Source organism: Paraciimarium castrense LEGE 11436, assembly GCF_056633055.1.
The window spans coordinates 89,431-108,944 of sequence record NZ_JBSJOW010000002.1 but is presented as its reverse complement, the minus strand read 5'-3'; the positions used below and the strand labels follow the sequence as shown (position 1 = coordinate 108,944).

General features: G+C 65.2%; 18 protein-coding genes. 12 read left to right on the top strand and 6 right to left on the bottom strand.

Features of this window, described 5'->3' with window-relative positions; translation table 11 throughout:
* Positions 1–10 precede the first annotated feature (10 nt).
* From ACWJIO_RS04380 to ACWJIO_RS04365, 4 genes are all read right to left on the bottom strand, one after another.
* The gene (locus ACWJIO_RS04380) at positions 11–2,413 is read right to left on the bottom strand and encodes an endonuclease MutS2 (RefSeq protein WP_480311953.1); all 2,403 of its coding nucleotides are present in this window, start codon (positions 2,411–2,413) and stop codon (positions 11–13) included.
* A gap of 20 nt (positions 2,414–2,433) precedes the next feature.
* Complete coding sequence (locus tag ACWJIO_RS04375) at positions 2,434–2,916, bottom strand: VOC family protein (protein ID WP_480311669.1); 483 nt, start codon at positions 2,914–2,916, stop codon at positions 2,434–2,436.
* 84 nt (positions 2,917–3,000) lie between these two features.
* Positions 3,001–4,002 (bottom strand): porphobilinogen synthase, encoded by a 1,002-nt coding sequence (gene hemB / locus ACWJIO_RS04370; RefSeq protein WP_480311668.1) that lies wholly within the window; start codon positions 4,000–4,002, stop codon positions 3,001–3,003.
* Positions 4,003–4,077: 75 nt separating this feature from the next.
* Positions 4,078–5,070 (bottom strand): DnaJ C-terminal domain-containing protein, encoded by a 993-nt coding sequence (locus tag ACWJIO_RS04365; protein WP_480311952.1) that lies wholly within the window; start codon positions 5,068–5,070, stop codon positions 4,078–4,080.
* Positions 5,071–5,252: 182 nt separating this feature from the next.
* Here ACWJIO_RS04365 and ACWJIO_RS04360 point away from each other — a divergent pair, with 182 nt between their 5' ends.
* From ACWJIO_RS04360 to grrM, 6 genes are all read left to right on the top strand, one after another.
* A complete protein-coding gene (locus ACWJIO_RS04360) occupies positions 5,253–5,708 on the top strand; it encodes a YbbN family protein (RefSeq protein ID WP_480311667.1) in 456 nt (151 codons plus the stop codon).
* 72 nt (positions 5,709–5,780) lie between these two features.
* Entirely contained in the window at positions 5,781–6,173 is a 393-nt protein-coding gene (locus tag ACWJIO_RS04355) for a hypothetical protein (protein WP_480311666.1), read from the top strand.
* A gap of 65 nt (positions 6,174–6,238) precedes the next feature.
* Positions 6,239–6,487, top strand: coding sequence for a hypothetical protein (locus tag ACWJIO_RS04350; protein ID WP_480311665.1), 249 nt, complete (start codon positions 6,239–6,241; stop codon positions 6,485–6,487).
* Between the two features lie 145 nt (positions 6,488–6,632).
* A complete protein-coding gene (gene grrP, locus ACWJIO_RS04345) occupies positions 6,633–7,544 on the top strand; it encodes an extracellular substrate binding-like orphan protein GrrP (protein WP_480311663.1) in 912 nt (303 codons plus the stop codon).
* A gap of 68 nt (positions 7,545–7,612) precedes the next feature.
* Complete coding sequence (gene grrA, locus ACWJIO_RS04340) at positions 7,613–7,975, top strand: GrrA/OscA1 family cyclophane-containing rSAM-modified RiPP (protein WP_480311662.1); 363 nt, start codon at positions 7,613–7,615, stop codon at positions 7,973–7,975.
* 4 nt (positions 7,976–7,979) lie between these two features.
* Positions 7,980–9,116, top strand: coding sequence for a cyclophane-forming radical SAM/SPASM peptide maturase GrrM/OscB (grrM, locus tag ACWJIO_RS04335; RefSeq protein ID WP_480311658.1), 1,137 nt, complete (start codon positions 7,980–7,982; stop codon positions 9,114–9,116).
* A 2-nt stretch (positions 9,117–9,118) separates the two neighbouring features.
* Here grrM and ACWJIO_RS04330 read toward each other — a convergent pair whose 3' ends face one another.
* Positions 9,119–10,294 (bottom strand): autotransporter outer membrane beta-barrel domain-containing protein, encoded by a 1,176-nt coding sequence (locus tag ACWJIO_RS04330; RefSeq protein ID WP_480311656.1) that lies wholly within the window; start codon positions 10,292–10,294, stop codon positions 9,119–9,121.
* A 373-nt stretch (positions 10,295–10,667) separates the two neighbouring features.
* On the opposite strand from ACWJIO_RS04330, the gene ACWJIO_RS04325 reads away from it, so the two are divergent.
* The 6 genes from ACWJIO_RS04325 to ACWJIO_RS04300 all read left to right on the top strand — a co-directional run bounded on the left by ACWJIO_RS04325 (position 10,668) and on the right by ACWJIO_RS04300 (position 17,404).
* Entirely contained in the window at positions 10,668–11,414 is a 747-nt protein-coding gene (locus ACWJIO_RS04325; RefSeq protein ID WP_480311654.1) for an alpha/beta hydrolase, read from the top strand.
* 28 nt (positions 11,415–11,442) lie between these two features.
* Entirely contained in the window at positions 11,443–11,625 is a 183-nt protein-coding gene (locus tag ACWJIO_RS04320; protein ID WP_480311652.1) for a hypothetical protein, read from the top strand.
* Position 11,626: 1 nt separating this feature from the next.
* The gene (locus ACWJIO_RS04315; protein WP_480311651.1) at positions 11,627–12,268 is read left to right on the top strand and encodes a hypothetical protein; all 642 of its coding nucleotides are present in this window, start codon (positions 11,627–11,629) and stop codon (positions 12,266–12,268) included.
* A complete protein-coding gene (locus tag ACWJIO_RS04310; protein WP_480311649.1) occupies positions 12,265–15,144 on the top strand; it encodes a hypothetical protein in 2,880 nt (959 codons plus the stop codon). Before ACWJIO_RS04315 ends, ACWJIO_RS04310 begins: the two co-directional genes overlap by 4 nt.
* Before the next feature lie 361 nt (positions 15,145–15,505).
* Positions 15,506–16,066 carry a hypothetical protein gene (locus tag ACWJIO_RS04305; RefSeq protein WP_480311647.1) on the top strand — a complete coding sequence of 187 codons (561 nt, stop codon included), beginning with the start codon at positions 15,506–15,508 and terminating at the stop codon, positions 16,064–16,066.
* 132 nt (positions 16,067–16,198) lie between these two features.
* Entirely contained in the window at positions 16,199–17,404 is a 1,206-nt protein-coding gene (locus ACWJIO_RS04300) for a hypothetical protein (RefSeq protein WP_480311646.1), read from the top strand.
* 170 nt (positions 17,405–17,574) lie between these two features.
* On the opposite strand, the gene ACWJIO_RS04295 is transcribed toward ACWJIO_RS04300, so the two are convergent.
* A complete protein-coding gene (locus ACWJIO_RS04295; protein ID WP_480311645.1) occupies positions 17,575–19,272 on the bottom strand; it encodes an AIPR family protein in 1,698 nt (565 codons plus the stop codon).
* Positions 19,273–19,514 lie beyond the last annotated feature (242 nt).

Genomic DNA, 19,514 nt, shown 5'->3' with positions numbered 1-19,514 from the left:
CGGCGGCTCTCTAGCGCAGATGGATCACGCTGCAGCCGGGGCCGCCATCACCCTGGGCCGCATCGTCCACCCGCTCCACGTAGGCCACGCCCCGCAGCCACTCGCGCAGGCCGCGCTTGAGTTTGCCGGTGCCGATGCCGTGGATCACCCACACCGGCCCGTTGGCCCGACGCAGCTGCTCCTCCACGGCGGCTTCCGCCTCATGCACCCGCAGCCCGCGCACGTCCACGGTGTTGCGCTCGGTGCGCACGTCGGCGCCCCGGCCGCCGAGGCCCGAGCGGGCCCGCACCTGCACCTCGGGGGGCGGCGGTGGCGAGGGCTTCTCGCCATTCAGGCCTTCGATGCCCTCCAGGGGCACGTTGAGGCGCATCACGCCACAGCGCACGCTGAGCTCGCGGCCAGCCTCGCTCAGGGCCAGCACCTCGCCGGCCTTGCCCAGCGAAAGCACCCGCACCCGCTCCCCCACCCCCGGCATCCAGCCGCCATGGTTGCGGCGCTCAGGCTCCGGCCGGTGCTCCAGCTCCAGCTGCCGCAGCCGCTGGCCGGCCTGGCGGGCCGTCTCTCCGAGCGGGCGGCTGGCCTCCCCCCCCTGGCGCAGCCGGCGGATGATGCGGCGCACTTCCTGCTGTCCCTGGCGAATCGAGCGCTCCAGGCCGCGGCGGCGCTGTTCCTGCAGCTCGGCGCTCTGCTGCTGCTGCTGCTGCCAGCGCAGCAGCAGTTCCTCGTGCAGCAGCTCGGTGCGGGCCAGCAGGGCGGCCGCCTCCTCAGCCGCCTCCTGCTGCCGCTGGCGCTGGCTCTCCAGGCCCACGATCACCTGGTTCACCTCCCCCTCGCCCAGGGAGCCGAGCTGGCTCTGGGCCTCCTCCAGCACGGCCTCGCTGAGGCCGAGGCGGCGGGCAATGGCGAGGGCATTGCTGCGGCCGGGAATGCCCCACTGCAGGCGGTAGGTGGGCGAGAGGGTCTCCACGTCGAAGGCCACCGAGGCGTTCTCGAAGCGGGCATCGGCGTACTTGAGCGCCTTGAGCTCACCGAAGTGGGTGGTGGCCAGGGTGAGCCGGGCCCGCTCGGCCAGGTGGCGCAGCAGGGCGGCGGCCAGGGCTGAGCCCTCCACCGGATCGGTGCCGGCGCCCACCTCGTCGAGCAGCACCAGGGAGGCGCCCGGGGCGGAGCTGCTGAGGGCGGTCAGGATCCTGGCGATGCGCCGGATGTGGCCGCTGAAGGTGGAGAGGTTCTGCTGCAGCGACTGCTCATCGCCGATGTCGGCCAGCACCTGGCCGCACCAGGGCAGCCGCGGCGTGCCAGAGCAGGGCAGGAACAGACCGGCGCGGGCCATCAGCACGGCCAGCCCCAGGCTCTTGAGGGTCACGGTCTTGCCGCCGGTGTTGGGGCCGGTGATCGCCACCACCCGCAGCTCCGGCGCCACGACGAGGGTCACGGGCACCACCGGGTGGCCTCCCTGGCGCCGCTGTTGCCAGAGCAGCAGCGGGTGGCGCAGGTCCACCAGGGAGAAGGGCGCCAGGGGGTCGGCCTCCAGTTCGGGCCGCACGGCCCCGAGCCAGGCGCCGTAACGGGCCCTGGCCAGGCCGGCATCGAGGCGGCGCAGCACCTGCTGCAGCTGTGCCAGCGCCTCGGCCTCCTGGCCCACCAGGCCACTGAGCTCCCTGAGCACGGCCTGCTCCAGCTCCCGCTCCTGCCCCTCCAGCTCCCTGAGCCTGTTGCCCAGACCAATCACCGCCTGGGGTTCCACAAACACCGTGCTGCCGGAGGCGGAGCTGTCGTGCACCAGCCCCGGCACCCGGGCCGCGGCCCCGGCCTTCACGGCCAGCACGGGCCGGCCGGCCCGCTCGGCCGCCACCGTGTCCTGCAGCAGGGGCGCGTAGCGGCGCAGCAGCTCAGAGAGGCGATCGCGGCGATCGCTGCGCACCGCCTGGAGCTGGCGGCGCAGCCCCGCCAGCTCGGGGCTGGCGCGATCGGCCACCCGGCCACCCTCATCGAGGCAGAACCTCAGCCGCTGCTCCAGCTCCGGCAGGGTGCGCAGCTCGGCCACCAGCGCCGCACACACCGGCCGCAGCTGGGGGTCATCGAGCTGGCGGCGCAGGCGACGGGCCGCCGCCAGGGTGCCCGCCAGCTGCAACAACGGCTCGCCCGCCGCGCAGCCGCCCTTGGCGCAGAGCAGCACCGGGGCGGCGATGTCGGCGACGCCCTCAAAGCTGAGGCCCCCCTCCAGCAGGCCGTCGAGGCCCAGCAACTCCGTGGTTTCGGCCAGCAGGGCGCGGCTTTCCGGCAGGCTGGCCGGCAGGGGCAACTCCAGGCAGTGGTTGCGGCCGGCCACGGTGCTGGCGAACCCCGCCAGCTGCTCGGCCAGCCGCGGCCACTCCAACAGCTCAAGCGCCTCCTGCTCAATGCCGCTCAGCAGCTCAGGCCCTCTGCCGTTCACGGCAACGGGGGCGGAATGGGCGCCTGGCCGGCCACATTGCTGGGGATGCCGCCGGGGGGTTCGTAGAGCATCTCGAGCCAGTTGCCCTCGGGATCGCGCAGGTAGAAGCTGGCCGTGCCGTCGCGGTGGTCATGCACCGGACCGCAGGCGTGGCCGGCGGCGCTGAGGGCGCCATGCAGGGCATCCACCTCAGCGCGATCGCGGAAGTGGAGCGCCATGTGGGGACCGGCAGCCGTGTAGGTGGGGCTGAGCAGGGCGATGCCCTCGCCGCTGCCGGGCCATTGCAGGTAGGCCCAGTCCTCGGCCTGCCAGGTGAGCCGCAGGCCGAGGCCCACATAGAAGGCCGTGGCCCGCTCCATGTCCTGCACCCTCAGGGCCACATGGCCGAGGCGGTGGGAAGCGGCAGCGCCGCCTGGATCCCTCCGGGCAGCCGTCGGGGAACGCTCGGAGGGGAGGGGCGCTCGATCGGAGCCGGCCATGGCAACACATTCCGTGGGATGCGGAGTGGGAACGGAGAACGTGGACGCCATTCTCTCGAGAGCGGATGGCCCGCCGTGGCGGCCTCAGGCCTGCCGCAGCCAGGCCGCGGCGTCGCAGGCGTGGTAGGTGAGGATCAGATCGGCTCCGGCCCGCTTGAAGCAGAGCAGGGTTTCGAGCACCACGGCCCGCTCGTCGATCCAGCCCCGCTCGGCGGCGGCCTTCACCATGGCGTATTCGCCGCTCACGTTGTAGGCGGCGATCGGCTGCTCACTCTCGGCGCGCAGCCGGTGGATGATGTCGAGATAGGCCAGCCCAGGCTTCACCATCAGGATGTCGGCCCCCTCACCCTCATCGAGCTGGGCCTCCAGGATCGCCTCGCGGCCATTGGCCGGATCCATCTGGTAGGTGCTCTTGTCCTTGGGAATCGGCTTGCCCGGGGCCGCCCTTGGAGCGGAATCGAGGGCTTCGCGGAAGGGGCCGTAGTAGGCGGAGGCGTACTTGGCCGTGTAGCTGATGATGCCCACATGCTCGAAGCCCTCCTCATCGAGGGCCTCGCGGATGGCGCCGACACGACCGTCCATCATGTCGCTGGGGCCGATCAGGTCGGCACCGGCGCGGGCCTGGGCCACGGCCTGGCGGCAGAGGATCTCCACGGTCTCGTCGTTGAGCACCACGCCCTCGGGGCTGACGATGCCGTCATGGCCGTCGCAGGAGTAGGGATCGAGGGCCACGTCGGTCATGATCGCCATCTCCGGGTGCACCTCCTTGAGACGGCGGATGGCGCGGGGGATGAGGCCGTGCTCGTTGAAGCACTCGGCGCCGTCTTCCGTCTTGAGGCCATCGGCCACCTTGGGGAAGAGCACCACGCAGCGGATGCCCAGCTGCCAGGCGCGGCCCACCTCCTCCACCAGCCCCTCCAGGCTCCAGCGCTGGCAGCCGGGCATGGCGCCGATCGGCTCGTTCGTGGCTCCCTCATGCACGAACAGCGGGTAGATGAAGTCAGCGGCGCTGAGCTGGTGCTCCCGCACCATCGCCCGCAGGGCCGGGGTGCGGCGCAGTCGGCGGGGGCGGTAGCTGAGCTCCATGGAACCAGATGTGCTGGGGCGGATCCTAGGGAGGGGCAGGCCGGCACCCAGGCGCCGGCAGGATGGAGGCCGACCTCAGAGCCTGGCCGCCTCCATCCAGCCGGCCCGGGGGTCGGCACTGCGGGCGCTGCGCAGCTGCTGCAGCAGCTGCCGCTCCTCCTCGCTGAGGGTCTCGGGCAGGCGCAGCACGGGGGTGAGCAACAGGTCGCCGCGGCCGTCCTTGAGGGGCCAGCCCTTGCCCTTGAGCCGCAGGCTGCGGCCGAGGGTCATGCCCGGCGGCACCTGCACGGAGGCCTCGCCATCGGGGGTGGCCACCCTCACCTCACCGCCGAGGGCCAGTTCATCGAGGCTGAGGGGCAGCTCGGAGCGCAACTGGTCGCCATCGAGCTTCCACACCGGGTGGCTCTGGATCTGGAGGTTGAGGTAGAGGTCGCCGCGACGGCCGGTGCCGGGCTGCAGGTTGCCCTTGCCCTTGAGCCGCAGGCGGCTGCCCTGGCGGACGCCGGCCGGGATGCGCACCTGCACCCGCTCATCGTTCACCGCCAGGGTGCGCTCACAGCCCCGGAAGGCATCAGACAAGCCCAGCGAGAGATTGGCCTCGGCATCGAGGTTCACCGCCGCAGCGCGGCCGCCGGGGCCGGCGAAGCCACCGGAACCGAAGCCACTGCCCCCGAAACCGGCTGGGAAACCACTGCCGAAACCAAAGCCCCCCGGGGCGCCGGCAGCCCCGCCGCTGGCCCCGAAGCGGCCGAGCAGGTCATTGATGAAATCGTCGAAGTTGCCGTAGCGGCCGAAGTCCACATCCATGCCACCCACGCCAGCCCCGGCGCCGGCCTGGCTCCAGTACTGGCCGAACTGCTCGTAGCGGCGACGCTTGTCCGGGTCAGAGAGCACCTCGTAGGCCTCGCTGATCTCCTTGAAACGCGCCTCGGCGCTCTTGTCGCCGGGATTCACGTCCGGGTGGTACTGGCGAGCCAGCTTGCGGAAGGAACGCTTGATCGCGTCGGCATCGGCGCCCCGCTCCACACCCAGCACCTTGAAGTAGTCGCGGTAGCCGTTGGCGGTCATCAACTGGGGCTCGAAGGCAGGCTGGAAGGCGGAGTGGATGGACGGAATCCGGGCCATCTGTGGCTTCAGTCTCTCAGCCGCAGCGGCGATTCGGCGCCAAAGACCTGGGCGGAAGCCCGAACGGGGCCGAGCCAGCAGCAGGGCAGCACACCTACGCTGCAGAGGCATTGGTTGCGCCCCAGGTGATCGCTCCCCCTCGACGCTCGGCCCTGCTCGCCAGCCTGGCCCTGGGATTGCTGGGGCTTGCGGGGACCGCCTGCGCCGATGCCCGTGGCAACTCGGTGGCGCGCTCAGAGTCCACCTCCCCCCACGTGGGCGAAGCTCTGAACAACTCCACGGCGGAGCAGCGTTCGCTGAGCACCCACCTGGCGGCCCAGGGAGCGATCTTCTACGGCGCCTGGTGGTGCCCGGCCTGCTTCCAGCAGAAAAATCTGTTCGGCAAGGAGGCCGGCAACAGCCTTCCTTACGTGGAGTGCGACAAGAGCGACGAGGGGCGCCAGCGCTGCCAGGCAGCAGAGGTGCGTGCCTTCCCCACCTGGGATCTGAAGGGCAAACCACGGCTGGAGGGGGTGCAGAGCCTCGATGCGCTCAAGGCCTGGAGCAACTACAGCGGTAGCAGTCGTACCGCTCAGCCCTGATCTGGTTCAGGATGGGGGAAGAGCACTGAGGCGCCCTGCCGTTCGGTGGCTGCGCCGGTTTCCTTCCAACTGATGGTCTTCTGTTCTCGTCATGTCTGGCCGCGTCTGCTGCTGACGGCGGCGTTGTGCGCTCCCACCGCAGCCCTCTCCCAGGGTCTCGCCGGCAGCGCCGGTGCCGCCGCGATCCAGGGCAGCCTCAACACCGTGCCAGTGCCAGGCGCCCAGACCACCGTCAATCGGGTGCAGCAAAACATGGCGGCATTCAATGCCCTGAATGGAGCCGCCTCCGGTGACATGGTGCCCCCGCCCGAGCCCGCGCCCGCGCCCGCACCAGCCGCCAATGCCCAGGCACCGGCTGCGGCGCCCGTCCCCAGTGGCGCTCGCATCAACGGCCGCCTGGTGCCCTACTGCTCCCATGGCGCGCTGTGCCATGGCGCCATGCTCAGGGCGCTGGGTCTGCGCTGAACTGCCAACCTGAACACTTCTCTCTGCAACGCCGAATTAGGATCGGGGTCCTGTACCAAGGCCCGATGATCGTCATCAAGGTGAGCAATCCTTCCGACGTCGTGGCTTCTCGGATCGGCCGATTTCTGGCTGATCTCACCCCCAGCGGATTCGACCAGAGCAAGGTGGAAATCGAGCTGATCAAACAACTCGCGGAACAGATGGCCGCCCAGGGCCTCCAGGGCGAGGTGGCCTCAGTGCGAGGGCTGGATCTCCACAACAAAAAACTCCAGGTGGGCACTGAACTCCAGGTGAGGCACCACAAGGTGATCTGAACCACCGGAGCGGGTGCGCTCCGCGCCGCGCCAACTCTGACCACATCACGCCAGATCACAGTGCTGACCAGCCCGTTGCCAATGCAGCGCCTGCGGTGCATGCTCTGAGGATCCCTGCCACCCCCCGATGCTTGGTTCTGGCCCCATGGGCAGGCTGAAGCGCCCCCTGGAGAGGCTGCTGGCCGCGGCAGCCGCACTCAGCTTGGTGGCCGTGCCCTCGGCCGTGCTGGCTGAAACCTCGATCGAACGGGCGGCCCGCACCGGTGAGCTTGCCCTAGGTGTGATCGGCAAGGCGCCCCCGTTCATGAGCAGCGGCGCCAATGGCCAGCTGGAGGGCTACGTGATCGACGTGGCGGGGCTGATCGCCGCCGAGGTGTCGAGCTATCTCGGCAAACCGGTGCTGGTGGTGAGTGAAACCAGTGCCGACCAGGCCGCCTTGTTCCGCCAGGTACACAACGGCGACATCGATCTGATGTGCGGCGCCCAGTTCACCTGGGAGCGGGAGATGTTCGTGGACTTCTCGATTCCCTTCGCCCTCTCGGGCATCCGCCTGCTCACCAAGGGCAGCGCCCTCGACGGCACGCCGGCCTCCCTGGCGGGCAAGCGGATCGGCGTGATCAGCGGCAGCCTGGGTGAGGCCACGATCAAGGCGATGCAGCCGGGTGCCCGGCTGGTGAGCCAGCCCGACCTCAGCGGCGCCGTGGCGGCCCTGGGCCGGGGCCAGCTCGATGCCGTTGCCGGCGACTCCCTGCTGCTGGCCGCAGCGGCAGGCTCTGACGGGGTCCCAGGGGTCGCCCTGGTGCCCACCCAGCCGCTGAACCGCTACGCGGTGGGTTGTGCCATGCCGGAGAACAACTCCACCCTGCGCAATCTGGTGAACCTGGCGATCGCCAAGATGCTGCAGGGCTATGTGAACGGAGATCAGGCCACCCGGGCGCGGGTGAACCGCTGGCTGGGGCCGGACAGTGACCTGGGCCTGCCGGAAGAGATGATCGCCCTCTATTTCGAGAGCGTGCTGCTCAACCACGAGCGCCTGGCCATCACGGCCCAGCCCTGAGCACTCCTGAGGGCGAGCCGCCTTCCACCGCCGTCGTCCCTGCAGCCCCCGTCCTTCCCCTCCTCACCATGCCCCGCTCCTCCCTGCTCCTGCTGCTGCTGGCCTTCGCGGCCCTGGCGCAACCGGCGATGGCCCGCAGCTCACGGCCCAGCAGCGCTGGGGTGGAGGTGGAAGCGAGGCTGGAGCGCATCAGCCTGGCGTTGATGGAGCGCTTCAGCCGCGGCAGCGCGCCGGAGCCTGATTCCAGGCTGGCCCGCGGCTTCGTGAACGGCGGACCAGGCCGGGGATTCGCCAATGGCGTCAACCGGGGCTTCGTCAACAACCATGGCTATTACGGCGGCAGCCGCAGTTTTGTGAATGGCGGCGGGGGTTACCGGGGCGGGGGCTTCGTGAATGCGGCCCGTCCTGGCGTGGGATTCGTGAACTGGTGAGCCCGTGCCCGTGACTCCGTTCGGGCCGATCCGGTTGCTGGTGATCCAGCCCACATCCCTCTGCAATCTCGACTGCTCCTATTGCTATCTGCCGGAGCGCCAGCGCCGGCTGCTGCTGGAGGAAGACCTGCTGCGGCCGATCCTGCAGCGGGTGCTGGAAAGTCCCTTTCTGGGCGAGGGCTTCACGCTGCTGTGGCATGCGGGCGAGCCACTGACGCGGCCGCCCTCCTTCTACGAACGAGCCAGTGAGGTTCTGGCCGAGATGCTGGCCCCCTACCCAGAGCTGGCGGTGGTGCAGGCCCTGCAGACCAATGGCACCCTGATCAACAGCGCCTGGTGCGACCTGTTTGATCGCCATGGCATCGAGGTGGGCGTGAGCCTGGATGGGCCGGCCTTCCTGCACGATCGTCACCGCCGCAACCGGCTGGGCCTTGGCAGCCATGCCGAGAGCCTGCGGGGCATTCGGGGCCTGCAGGAGGCCCGGATTCCCTTCTCGGTGATCAGTGTGCTCACCGAGGCCTCACTCCACCACGCCGATGCCCTGGTGGATTTCTATCTGGACCATGGCATCCAGGAGGTGGGCTTCAACATGGAGGAAACGGAGGGCGTGCATGAGCGCTCCAGCCTCAGCGGGGAGCCCTGTGAGCAGCTCTACCGCCGCTTTCTGGAACGGGTGTGGGAACGGGTGGCGGAGGCGAATGGGGCCTTGCGGATCCGTGAATTTGAAGAGCTCTATGCCTTCATTGCCAGCCGCTCGCGGGTGGATCACTCCGATCTCAACCGGCCGATGGCCATTGTGAGTGTGGATCACGCCGGCAACTTCTCCACCTTCGATCCAGAGCTGCTGTCCGTGGACACCAGCTACGGCCGCTTCAACCTCGGCAATGTGCGCACGGATTCCCTCGCTTCGGCCTGCAGCAATCCGCGCTTTGTGCAGATGTGGGACGACATGCAGGCGGGCCTTGAGGCCTGCCGCAGCAGCTGCGGTTACTTCGGCCTGTGCGGGGGCGGAGCCGGCAGCAACAAGTACTGGGAAACCGGCAGCTTCCGCGCCAGCGAAACCCAGGCCTGCCGCTACCGGATCAAGCACGTGGCCGATGTGGTGATGGCCAAGCTGGAGCAGGAGCTGCAGCTGAACTGAGCTCAGAAGAAGCTGGCCACCCCGGCCCCATTCACATCCAGGGTGCCGGTGCGCAGCGCGAAGGAGCGGCCGCGGGTGCCGCCGATGCGCTCGAAACGCTGGATGTTCATGGTGTCCCCGCCGCTGGTGATCGTGCCGGCCGCCCGGTCGATGCTGTAGGTGCCGGTGCCCAGCTCGATCTTGTCCTTGTTGCCGCCACCGCCATCAAAGTTGCCGGTGCCGAATCCCGTCAGGGTGTCCTTGCCCTTGCCCATCACGGTGGAGCCCGAACCACTGAAGCCACCGATCAGGCCGTTCACCCGGTCATTGCCCTTGCCGGTGTCGATCAAGCCGTTGTTGCGGATGCCGTGGTTGTCACTTCCGGGCCCAGTGGCCTGGCCTGTGATCCTATCGTTGCCGGCGCCGGTAATGATCCTCGCACCGGAATCGTTATCGATGCCCCTGGCAACTGCTGAGCCGCCAGCCATCGCCTGTCCGGTGACTCGATCATTGCCGTTGCCAGTATCGATGCGTGAGCCTACATCGTTTTGAATGCCAAAGGCAGTGCCCGATGACGTGCTGGTGGCGCTCCCGATGACACGATCATTGCCAGAACCTGTTGAAACTGTGGAAGCATCTTCCAGCTCTATTCCATTGCAGGTTGAGCTGCTTTGTGCCGTTCCAATAACTCGATCGTTACCGGAGCCTGTGCTGATGACGGATCCGTCATCACATTCAATCCCATCATTTCTGCCGCTACCGATGACGCGGTCATTACCTGAACCCGTTTCAATCGCAGATCCGTCATCAACGATGATGCCCTGATCACTTGTCGTGAAACCGCTCACTCGGTCGTTTCCAGCCCCCATAAGAATCCTGGAGCCGTCATCACAGAAGATGCCATCAGAGCCACCCGTACCGACGACGCGGTCATTGCCCGCGCCCAGGCTAATCACAGCGCCGTTGTCGTTGGAGATGCCATCTGCACTAGAAGTAGCAACACCCTCAATCCTGTCTTTTCCCTGGCTGGCAAGAATCCGCCCAAAGTTCTCAATGCCAATACCCGTGGCCGACGTTCCGCGAATGAGGTCGTTCCCCCGCTTCGCATTCGCTGTACGGAGGGCAGCCAGCGTCCAGCCGTCATTGGAGATGGCCAGATCTCTCCTGTTCGTAAAAGGAAAGCCGAAAAGATCAGCCATGGTCGCGATGGTAGCTATTGAGAGAGTCTAGCCATGGGCCCCTGATGGACAGGAAGCGGTTATTGTTTCGTGATCCATGAGCTCGGCTAGGCGGAACTATCGGGCCACGGCATCACACCTCCCGTAGCAATACCCCTGTACCAGGTCTTTCTTTCACGGCCATCCATCCCGTGCTCACGATGCATCCAGCGGCCCCCTGCAGGAAATCCCATCGCTCCAGACCATGAGCTGAGCAGCGGGGCCTCAGCCGGCTGGAGTTCCTGCTCCGAGCCCAGGCAGGGACATCGCCGGCCGTGAGTCGCCAAGCTGGTAACCCCTCCTGGAGGCTGCCCTGGCCACTCCTCTGCTGCGCTGGCTGGGCTGGGCTGGCTGGTTGGCCCTGGGCTACGGCGGGATCTGCCTGCTGATGGCCGTGGCTCAGCGCTCCTTCATCTACGTTCCCCGGCCCGCCGCCGACCCCACCGCTCAACTGGAGCTGCCGGTGCAGGGGAAACGGGTGCTGGTGGCCCATCGGCCCCACCCCGGCCCAGAGGCGCTGATCTACTTCGGCGGCAATGCCGAAGACGTGTCGCTCACCCGCGCCGAGCTGGCCGCCCTGCTGCCGGACACCGCGCTCTACCTGCTCCACTACCGCGGCTACGGCGGCAGTGAGGGCAGCCCCAGCGAAGCGGCCCTGCGCGCTGATGCCCAGGCTCTCTACGCCGAGGTGGCCCGGCGCCACAGCGCCGTGACCGTGGTGGGCCGGAGCCTGGGCACCGGACCCGCCGTGCACCTGGCCGCCACCCAGCCGGTGCAGCGGCTGGTGCTGCTGGTGCCGTTCGACAGCCTGCTGGCGGTGGCCCGCGGCGCCATGCCCTGGCTGCCGGTGGACCTGCTGCTGCGCGACCGCTGGGAGGCGGCGGCCGAAGCCCCCCTGGTGCAGGCCCCCACCACGATCGTGGCGGCCCAGTTCGATGCGGTGGTGCCGGTGACCCGGGCCCGGGCCCTGCACCGCGCCTTCCGGCCGGGCGTGGCGGAGCTGGTGGTGGTGGGCGACCTGAACCACAACACACCGATCCTCAATGCCGCCGCCTTCCGCACGGCGCTGATCGCGGGCCCCGCACCTAGCCTCCCCAGGTGACCCTGCGCTGGCGTTCAGGCCTGGAATGATGTCCGAGATCAATCTGCGGCAGGTCATCCTCGGCGTGCTCACCATCGCCATCTCGCTGGTGCTGATGGTGGTGGCGGTGAGCAAGCTGTACCCCACCCAGAACGCGGACGCCCCCCCTGCTGATGAGGCCAGCCAGCTGCTGGCCCTGGAGATGGGAGTGTCCTCTGAAGTGGATCCGTGAGGTGATCGACACCTTCACTGAGCTGGTGGGGCACACCCTGCGCCTCCAGCCCGACGCCTTCCGGCTACTCGGCGCTGGCGAGCTGTCGGCCTGGTGGGGGGTGCTGATCGCCCTGCTGGCCGGGTTGTCTCAGGCGATCGGCCACGGCTTCATCCTGTTTGTGAATCGGGTGTCGCCGCTGCGCTTCGGCCTCAGCCTGGTGGTGGAGGCGGTGCTGGTGGTGGTGGGCTTTCTGTTCTGGGCCCTGAGCACCTGGCTGGTGGCGCGCCTGGGCTTCGGCGTGGCGATCAGCCCCACCACGGTGGTGCTGGCGCTGGGGGTGGCCCATGCGCCGGAGCTGCTGGCCTTCCTCGGCGCCCTGCCCTATCTCGGCGTGCCCTGGCTCACGCTGCTCTCCCTCTGGACGGCGGTCGCCTTCGTGGTGGCGATGGTGGAGGTGGCCGGCCTGGGGGCCTGGCAGGCCTTCATCGCCCTGCTAGGCGGCTGGCTGGTGATGCTGCTGCTGCAGCGCCGCGCCGGTCAGCCGCTGATGCGTCTGGGGCGCGGCCTGCTGAACCGCACCGCCGGGGTGCAGCTGGTGCAGGACCGCCGCGCCCTGAGCGTGTTGCTGGATGCCGACCCCCGCGCCCGGCAGCGGCGATGAGGCTGTGGGTGCGTCGCCATCGCCGCTGGCTGCTGGGCGGCCTGCTGCTGGCCCTGGCCGTGCTGCTGCCGGGCGCGGGCCTGCTGCTGGCCCTGGCCCGCCACACCCTGGTGCGCAGCTTCGGGGTGGTGGTGGACCTGATCGGCATCGGCCTGGTGCTGTTTCTGGTGGCCGCTCTGCTGGCACCGCTCCAGGCTCTCGGCTGGTGGGCCGGCTGGTTCGGCGACACCGAGGAGGGCCCCTCCAGCCTGGGGCAGCTGGCGGTGCCCGTGGCGGAGGGCCGCAGCATGCGGCGCTGGGTGGTGTATCTCGACGGCATCGGCCAGGCCTCCCAGCAGGCCCTGCCGGAGGGGGAAGACTTCCTGCGCCGGCTGGCGGCCGCCCTGCCGGGCGACATCGCCATCCTGCGCGGGATCATGCCCTACTCGATCACCAACCAGCCGCTCACCGAGGGGCGCTGGCTGGCCCGGTTCTGGCGCTGGGTCGACGCCTGGCGGGTGCGCCGTCCCCTGGCCTGGCTGGGGCTGCTGGTGAACCTGCGCAACCTCACCGTGGTGGCGGTGTCGGCCGATGGCCGCTATGGCCCGCTCTACAACGCCGGCATGGCGGAACTGATCGTGGGCTCCCTGCTGGCCAACGGCTATGCCCCAGGCAGCGGCACGCCGGTGACGCTGCTGGGCTTCAGCGGCGGCGGCCAGATCTCCCTCGGCGCCCTGCCCCATGTGCGCCAGATGCTCGCCGCGCCGGTGCAGGTGATCTCCCTGGCCGGCGTGTTCGCGGGCAACAACCGGGTGCTGCAGGCCGAGCACCTCTTCCATCTGGTGGGCGCGCGCGACCGGGTGGCACCCCTGGGCTCGATCCTGTTTCCGCGTCGCTGGCCGATCTATCTGTTCTCCCCCTGGAACCGGGCCTTGCAACGCGGCCGGGTGAGCCTGGTGCCGCTGGGGCCGGTGGGCCATGAGCTGCCGGGCGGGGTGATGGAAACCCGGCTCACCCTCCCCGATGGACGCACGCCCATGCAACAGACCGTGGACCTGGTGAGCGCCATCCTCGCCACCCCGGACGGCGGCCCTTCGGCCCTGGCGGCGGCCGGCGGCAACTACAGCCGCTTCATCACCAACCCCTGGCACCGGCCTGATGCCCGCCGCGACCTGGCCCCCCTGCCGGATCCGCGTCTACAGAGGCGGCCCCACTGGATCGGCCGGCTGATCCTGCCGGAGGCGGCCAGGCGCGATGGCTCCGTGGGCTTCGAGGTGCTGCAGACGCCGCCGGGCTGGGGCCACTGCTGCGGCCGCATCGCCGCCCTGCGCTGGCGGGATCCAGCCATGGCCCAGGTGACCATGGACGTGTGCTTCAGCGATGAGGCCCGCGACAGCGCCCGCTCCGGCAACCTGCATCCGCTGCGGCTGGATGGCTGGGTCCAGGTGACGCCGCTGGAGTCGCTGGCCGGGGCCCATCCCCACGACGACATCCTGGTGCGGCTGCCTGAACCGGTGGCCGTGCTGCACGACAGGACGCCAGCGGCGGAGGGCGAGCCGCTACAGCTGGAGGTGAGCGCCGAACCGCTGCAGACCGCCGGCCTGGCCAGGGCCCTGGTGCGTTTCGTGAGACCCCTGGAGGGCGACGCCTGGGAGGCGCTGGTGTTCGATCCGGCCTGCGGCGCCTTCACGGGGCCGCCACTGCGGCTGAGGCTTCCCCAGCCGGTGGCCAATGCGGAGGGCATCCTGCCCGCCTGCGCCACTGGGCTGGCGGAGGGGGAGCTCAACCAGGAGGGCTGGGAGGTGAGCGGGGTGCCAGACGGCAGTGGCGCCTTTGTGGTGCAGGCGCTGCTGCCGCGACGGTTGCGGCGGCTGGCCCCCCAGCGGCTGATCCCCCAGCGCCGCGCTGCCTGGCGCTACCTGCGTCACCAGGCCTGGGGCGACACCACCGCCGGCGCCGCCAGCTCGGTGCTGATCGCGGGGCGCCGTGGGGAGACGACCGATGGACAGGCGCTGCTAGCCGAGTGGCAGGAGGGCGACCGGCTGCTGGTGCTGCACGTGTTCGGCGGTATCGGCGGCGAGCAACGGGAGCAGGCCCTGCGCGGCGGCCTCTGCACGGGCCACTTCGCCTACGGCTTCGGCAGGGTGCTGCGCAATCCCCTGGCCGGCGGCGAGCTCTCCGTGGCGGTGGACTACCGCCAGGTGTATGCCCACAACCCCGATGGCGTCGTGGCCGGCGCCCAGGACCGCTGGCGCTATCTCGGCGAGCGGCAGTGGGGCTGGCTGGGCTACCGGCCCGTGGCCGACATTCTGGTGCGCTTTCCGCCCTTCACGGGCAGCTACAGCCTCGGGCCAGCGGGCGCCGAGCGGCAGCGCTCTCCGCTGGAGGCCTTCGGCCGCCAGCTCACGGCGATGATGGCCCGCTACCGCATCGGCGACGGCAGCGGCGGCAGCTTCGTGGGGCCGGCCCACAACTGCGCCCAGGACTCCAACCTGGCCCTGTTCGCCGCCATCCGCGATCTGAACCGCGACATCCGCGGCGCTGAGCCGCAGCGCCTGCAGGATTGGGAGCAGCGCCATCCCGAGCAGGCCACACGCCTGGCCAGCCTGCTGGAGCTGGAGCGCATCCTGCGGGGCCGGCTGCTGCCGGTGCCGCCCATGCGCGGCGACTGGCAGCGGGGGTCGTTTCAGCTCGGCAGCAGCCTCGACGACCAGCCCCTGCACGATCTGCTCCAGGGCCTCGGCAGCTGGCGTTCGCTGCTGCCACGCCTGGCCTGCGAGTCGGTGCTGAAGGTGTTCCTCGATCAGGGGGCCACGGCCCTGGTGCTGCGGGCCAATCAAGTGGGCGGGCATAACCCTCGCATTGCTCCGGTGGCGCCGTTCAGCCCCGGGTGCTGACCGGCCAGTCCACCAGCCATCGGTAGCGAAAGGAACATTGCGTTAACGGGTCCGCATAAGCTGCCAGGGCAATAAAGCTTCTGCCTCAAAAGCCTGCTTTGGCAAGGAATCGACTTTGCCGGCAGAACATGGCGAGGAGCTTATGCTGGCAAGAGGGCTCACCTGCAGGTGGATAACGGACCCATCCATTGAGCGTTAGGCCTGCGCTGAACTCCCATTGGAAACCAGCTACTCTCATACGTGCGACAGCTTTCTCGGCATGGTCATCAATAGGTCTTTGCGGTTGCGAATGAAAGTGCTCTTTGCAGCCCTATTGCTGGCGGTGTTATCGGCATGCTCCAGCCAAGATTCTTCATACACAATGGTCGGCGCCCCGGAGGATTCCAGCATTCCTGCTGCCAAGCGGGTATCTGCGAAGATTGTTATTCCAGAAGGCCGAGCTCGAAAGGAAGTAATCGCAACGCTAGAGAGAGCGGCCCGCGAGGTTTCAGATAAGACAAATGCCAACGCAACAATGATCTTCGCATACAGGCCTGGCGACCCAACGGAAGGAATGTTCACTGTTGGCAGGGCTGTGTATGCACCTGGGGGTAAATGGGAAAGCGCCACCAGCAACGAGAGCAAGTCGATAACAACTGAGCTAGGGGAGCTTTACTTTTCTCCCAAGAAGCAACAGCCAGCCAACTCAGAGATCGTAACCCTGAAGAATGCTTACTCAGATTACGTCGCAGTCTCAAATGAATATGGAAGCTGGAATGATGGCAATATTATCGCAAGAGTGAATAACGGGACAAAGGCTGAAGTACTTGAGATCCGAAAGCAGCCCATAGGGAACCAAGAGTTTGTACGTTTTCGGGTTCGGGTTCAATCAAGCACGCCTACAGAAGGATGGGTGCACTCCTTCGACGCTGGCTATAAGTAGCCCAGAACTCACTAAGCACAAGCCAGACGCGAGGCCTAACATCACCATGCACCTGGGCCGCCACCGCAAGAAAGTGCCTGTTGGTCGATACTATTTGCGGCCAGGTGATGGTGAGCGTTAGGCGTTCGGAGTATGAACATGCGTAGACCTTATCGAGAACTCGGCAAGCCGTTTGCAGTTCGGACTCTGGAACTGATCCAGGGCTTGCAACTAATAGCTGACTCAATTCAGAGACTTCAAGAAGGAGAAGCACGTTACCTTGCGGTTCTTTCCGGACAATTAAGAGCCCTCGTCGCGGAACGTCGTAGGGGTGAGGTTCCTCTCCTAATTGATGTAGCAGAGAAACTAGGCAAGACACTCTCGATTCATTGCATGCCCGGTGTTGATGATCCTGCGTTCCCAGAGGCTCTCCGCAAGGATCTTGAACTTCATGTCGCCGGGTTTCCTGTAACACTGGAACGTCAGTTCCCAGCACAGCGAGAGATGCCCCTGCCCGAGTTTCTTGATGAGTCTCTCATCCTCTTTCGAAATACTAAATACTCTTCGCGAAAGGTCATTGAGTGGTACGCAAATAAGGCCGGCGGGGCTCACTACTCTAGTGCCATTCCAGAAGACTTTGCTGCTTTGATGACTCTGAATTTAATGAGTATGCGTCCACTCGCCACCTTGTTGGTGCAGATTGGGGAAGCCACTCTTGCTGCTGGTCGTCAGTTACTGAAGTCAGTTGTGGACTTTGAAATCTATGCGTTGATAGTAATTCCTGCTCAAGAGCCCGGATCTATTCGGGACGTTAACTACCTGTTTGACTCTCAGTACGCGGGAAGTGACATGCGAATCAGCTTGGCGTTAAACTCTCGATTGATGCCCAGCTTTTTTGTGTGCGGCCTACAGGGCGCATGGGCGCGTGTTGATTGCGATCGACTGATTGATTGGTCTGAGGCCAGGCTTCTACATGCCACACTTTTCATTGAAGATGATCTGACTACGACCATGGAACTCGCTGTCGATGGCGTTCGGGTTGGTCGTTGCAATGCGAAATTCCCTCTGTTTGTACTCGCTGATCCGATGGAATATGATTCGTATCACAACAGGGCCTTCGATGGTCAGCCGCAGAGATTCTCTTTTGCAGTCAGCCAGGTGTTAATGATCGGGCGTGAACTAGGACCAGAGGACAGCGCCAACATGCTGCTTTACATGAGTCGCAAGCGATTAGAGCCGGACCTAAGGGTATGCTGCTATGGACCTGAGGCTTTTGCTCGTGCCGAACGGGGGACAAAGAACCTCAAAATGACCGGACACGTGACGCATGTATTAGCTGGTGATCTTCCGAAGGTCTAGCCTACCAAGGAATCTAAAATGGTATTTGCGTATTGCGCCGACCCCTAACACAGCCATTCACTAGAGCCGCCACCCAAAGGTTAATTCAAGTGGCGTGATCACTTTGCGGCCTAGTGATGGCCAGCGTTATGCCCACGGAAACCCTTGCCGCAAATTCAAAAGTAGAAATCCTAATCCTTATTCTCAGACACTTCGATTCTGAACAGCCTTTCTATTAGGTCTCCACGTCTAAATGTAGCAGAAAGCTGCTGGAGAGACACTTCTTGGCCACCATATAGATCAGACAACGCTTGCTGGATATCGCCAAGGGAGGATGAATAGTACCTATCGCCATTGGCCAAAATAAGATCATTGGCATCCTTGAAGTTGAGGTGACTGATGCCGTTCACGTCCATAAGACCTAAATCGTAGATAAGACGACGGCCCATTTGCATGGCAATAAAACACGATGCGTAACGCACAACAACTGGATCTGCATCTTCTGGTCGTTTGCGTCTGTTCTCGGCAATACGGTACAATTGAACAGCAAGAATGACCTGAGAGCCATTCAAGGAAGCCGAAAAGATCTCGCCATAGAGTCTGCCAAAGTGCTCACGTGTAAAGAATTTGGCTTGGTGTGGACGGTGTCGCCAAACCGACAAGATCGCCTCCGCAGCGACACCTGAAGTGATGTCTAAAGGCCTTAGTCCAGAATCAGACCTCTTCCGTCGATAGCTAAATCCGAGTTGTGAGATATCCATTTCCAGTCTTTTCTGAACCTCATCATTTGCACGAAGATCCCTAAGATCGACTGGATTCTGACTATTGGTGGCGAAAGTGATTTTTCGCACTAAGTCATCATTGTCAGATGGGAGTTGATAAAGCCTTAGCAAGACATATGCTTCATTCGGCTCGGGGAAAAGGGTTGCCTGCCTCATTGTCTGAAAGATAGTCATGCAAGTCTGCCCACCATTGATAATCTGAAGGTTCTCAACCTTGACCTGATAGTCACCTTCTTGTAATGCATTATAAGAGAACTTGTCGCAGGTCAGCGTGATGCCATTATTGTAAAAATAAAAATTGCTTCTTTCGGGGGTTTCCAGTGTTAGACGTATTGCTTCATTGACCCTATTTCCCTGCATGCCAAGATATCTACGAATGTTCCGCTCTAGCAGCCGATCGCCATGGCGAGAAATCAGCCCTGCAATCTCCGTGACCGAGATACGTCCAACTAATACTCGGCTAAAGTCCATGTCTTCGACAATCGCCTTGCCGTTTAGACGTAGTGAGTCCGTGACAGGCTTTGAGGCCTGTAGGATTCTCACTAGAGAAGTGTGGTTAACGTGCTCCCAAGTGACTTGATCACCAAAAGAAGCGCATTTAATAACCTCATCGGTCGCAGAGTTCCATGTGAGTCCATTATTGCAGGCGATGGATCTGACCTGCGGGATAAACCCATCCCGGATTAAGCTTCTCGCTTCTTCGACTTTGGCTAAGAGGCGTGGGTTGATATGCTGAAGCTCGGCAGCAGGATTGAACAAAAGGCGTATGGCTCGGACCAGGCTATTGATTCCTGACTCAGGAAAGTTAGAGTTGCCAGAGAAGTCGGTGTGCTTGTATTTCGCTTGAAAAAGGCTGACCGTGAATTCTCCGTCATACTCTTCAGAGATGTGTATTGCGTCGACGCCAAAGTCGCCACCTCCCTCTGTCAAGCAGTCAAATGTCTCGTCACCATCTAAATCCAGAACAGTCTTAACACAGAGATAAACAAATGCAAGTGATTTTAACTTTGTGGGATCTGATATCTTTAGCTGCTCAGCTGCGGGCTGTCTTATGTCATCGATGATGGCGGTCAGACGCTGATCTACAATGGATGCTTCAATGTTCATTGGCCCGAGAAAGAGAAGCCCTGGTTTGTAGATCTTAGCATTGCGCGATCATTATCGCCTCTTTATGGCTTGATGAGATAAGCAGCCATCACCTTTGTCTACGGGCCTAACACACCCCTCGAGTGGACGGGCCACCATTTGCTCTCTGCTACTCCAACTAAAGCCCCCTGCCTGCCACTCAGTGGCAGCGTTGGCCGGTCCCAATGATGGGCCGCATGCACGGGGAAGTTTTGAGCTAGCGT

Coding starts and splice junctions, on each gene's coding strand:
- ACWJIO_RS04300 (WP_480311646.1), top strand. CDS start 16,199: ATGAACATGCGTAGACCTTATCGAGAACTCGGCAAGCCGTTTGCAGTT.
- ACWJIO_RS04350 (WP_480311665.1), top strand. CDS start 6,239: ATGATCGTCATCAAGGTGAGCAATCCTTCCGACGTCGTGGCTTCTCGG.
- grrP (WP_480311663.1), top strand. CDS start 6,633: ATGGGCAGGCTGAAGCGCCCCCTGGAGAGGCTGCTGGCCGCGGCAGCC.
- ACWJIO_RS04365 (WP_480311952.1), bottom strand. CDS start 5,070: ATGACCGCCAACGGCTACCGCGACTACTTCAAGGTGCTGGGTGTGGAG.
- ACWJIO_RS04375 (WP_480311669.1), bottom strand. CDS start 2,916: ATGGCCGGCTCCGATCGAGCGCCCCTCCCCTCCGAGCGTTCCCCGACG.
- grrA (WP_480311662.1), top strand. CDS start 7,613: ATGCCCCGCTCCTCCCTGCTCCTGCTGCTGCTGGCCTTCGCGGCCCTG.
- ACWJIO_RS04305 (WP_480311647.1), top strand. CDS start 15,506: ATGGTCGGCGCCCCGGAGGATTCCAGCATTCCTGCTGCCAAGCGGGTA.
- ACWJIO_RS04320 (WP_480311652.1), top strand. CDS start 11,443: ATGTCCGAGATCAATCTGCGGCAGGTCATCCTCGGCGTGCTCACCATC.
- ACWJIO_RS04310 (WP_480311649.1), top strand. CDS start 12,265: ATGAGGCTGTGGGTGCGTCGCCATCGCCGCTGGCTGCTGGGCGGCCTG.
- hemB (WP_480311668.1), bottom strand. CDS start 4,002: ATGGAGCTCAGCTACCGCCCCCGCCGACTGCGCCGCACCCCGGCCCTG.
- ACWJIO_RS04295 (WP_480311645.1), bottom strand. CDS start 19,272: ATGAACATTGAAGCATCCATTGTAGATCAGCGTCTGACCGCCATCATC.
- ACWJIO_RS04330 (WP_480311656.1), bottom strand. CDS start 10,294: ATGGCTGATCTTTTCGGCTTTCCTTTTACGAACAGGAGAGATCTGGCC.
- ACWJIO_RS04355 (WP_480311666.1), top strand. CDS start 5,781: ATGGTCTTCTGTTCTCGTCATGTCTGGCCGCGTCTGCTGCTGACGGCG.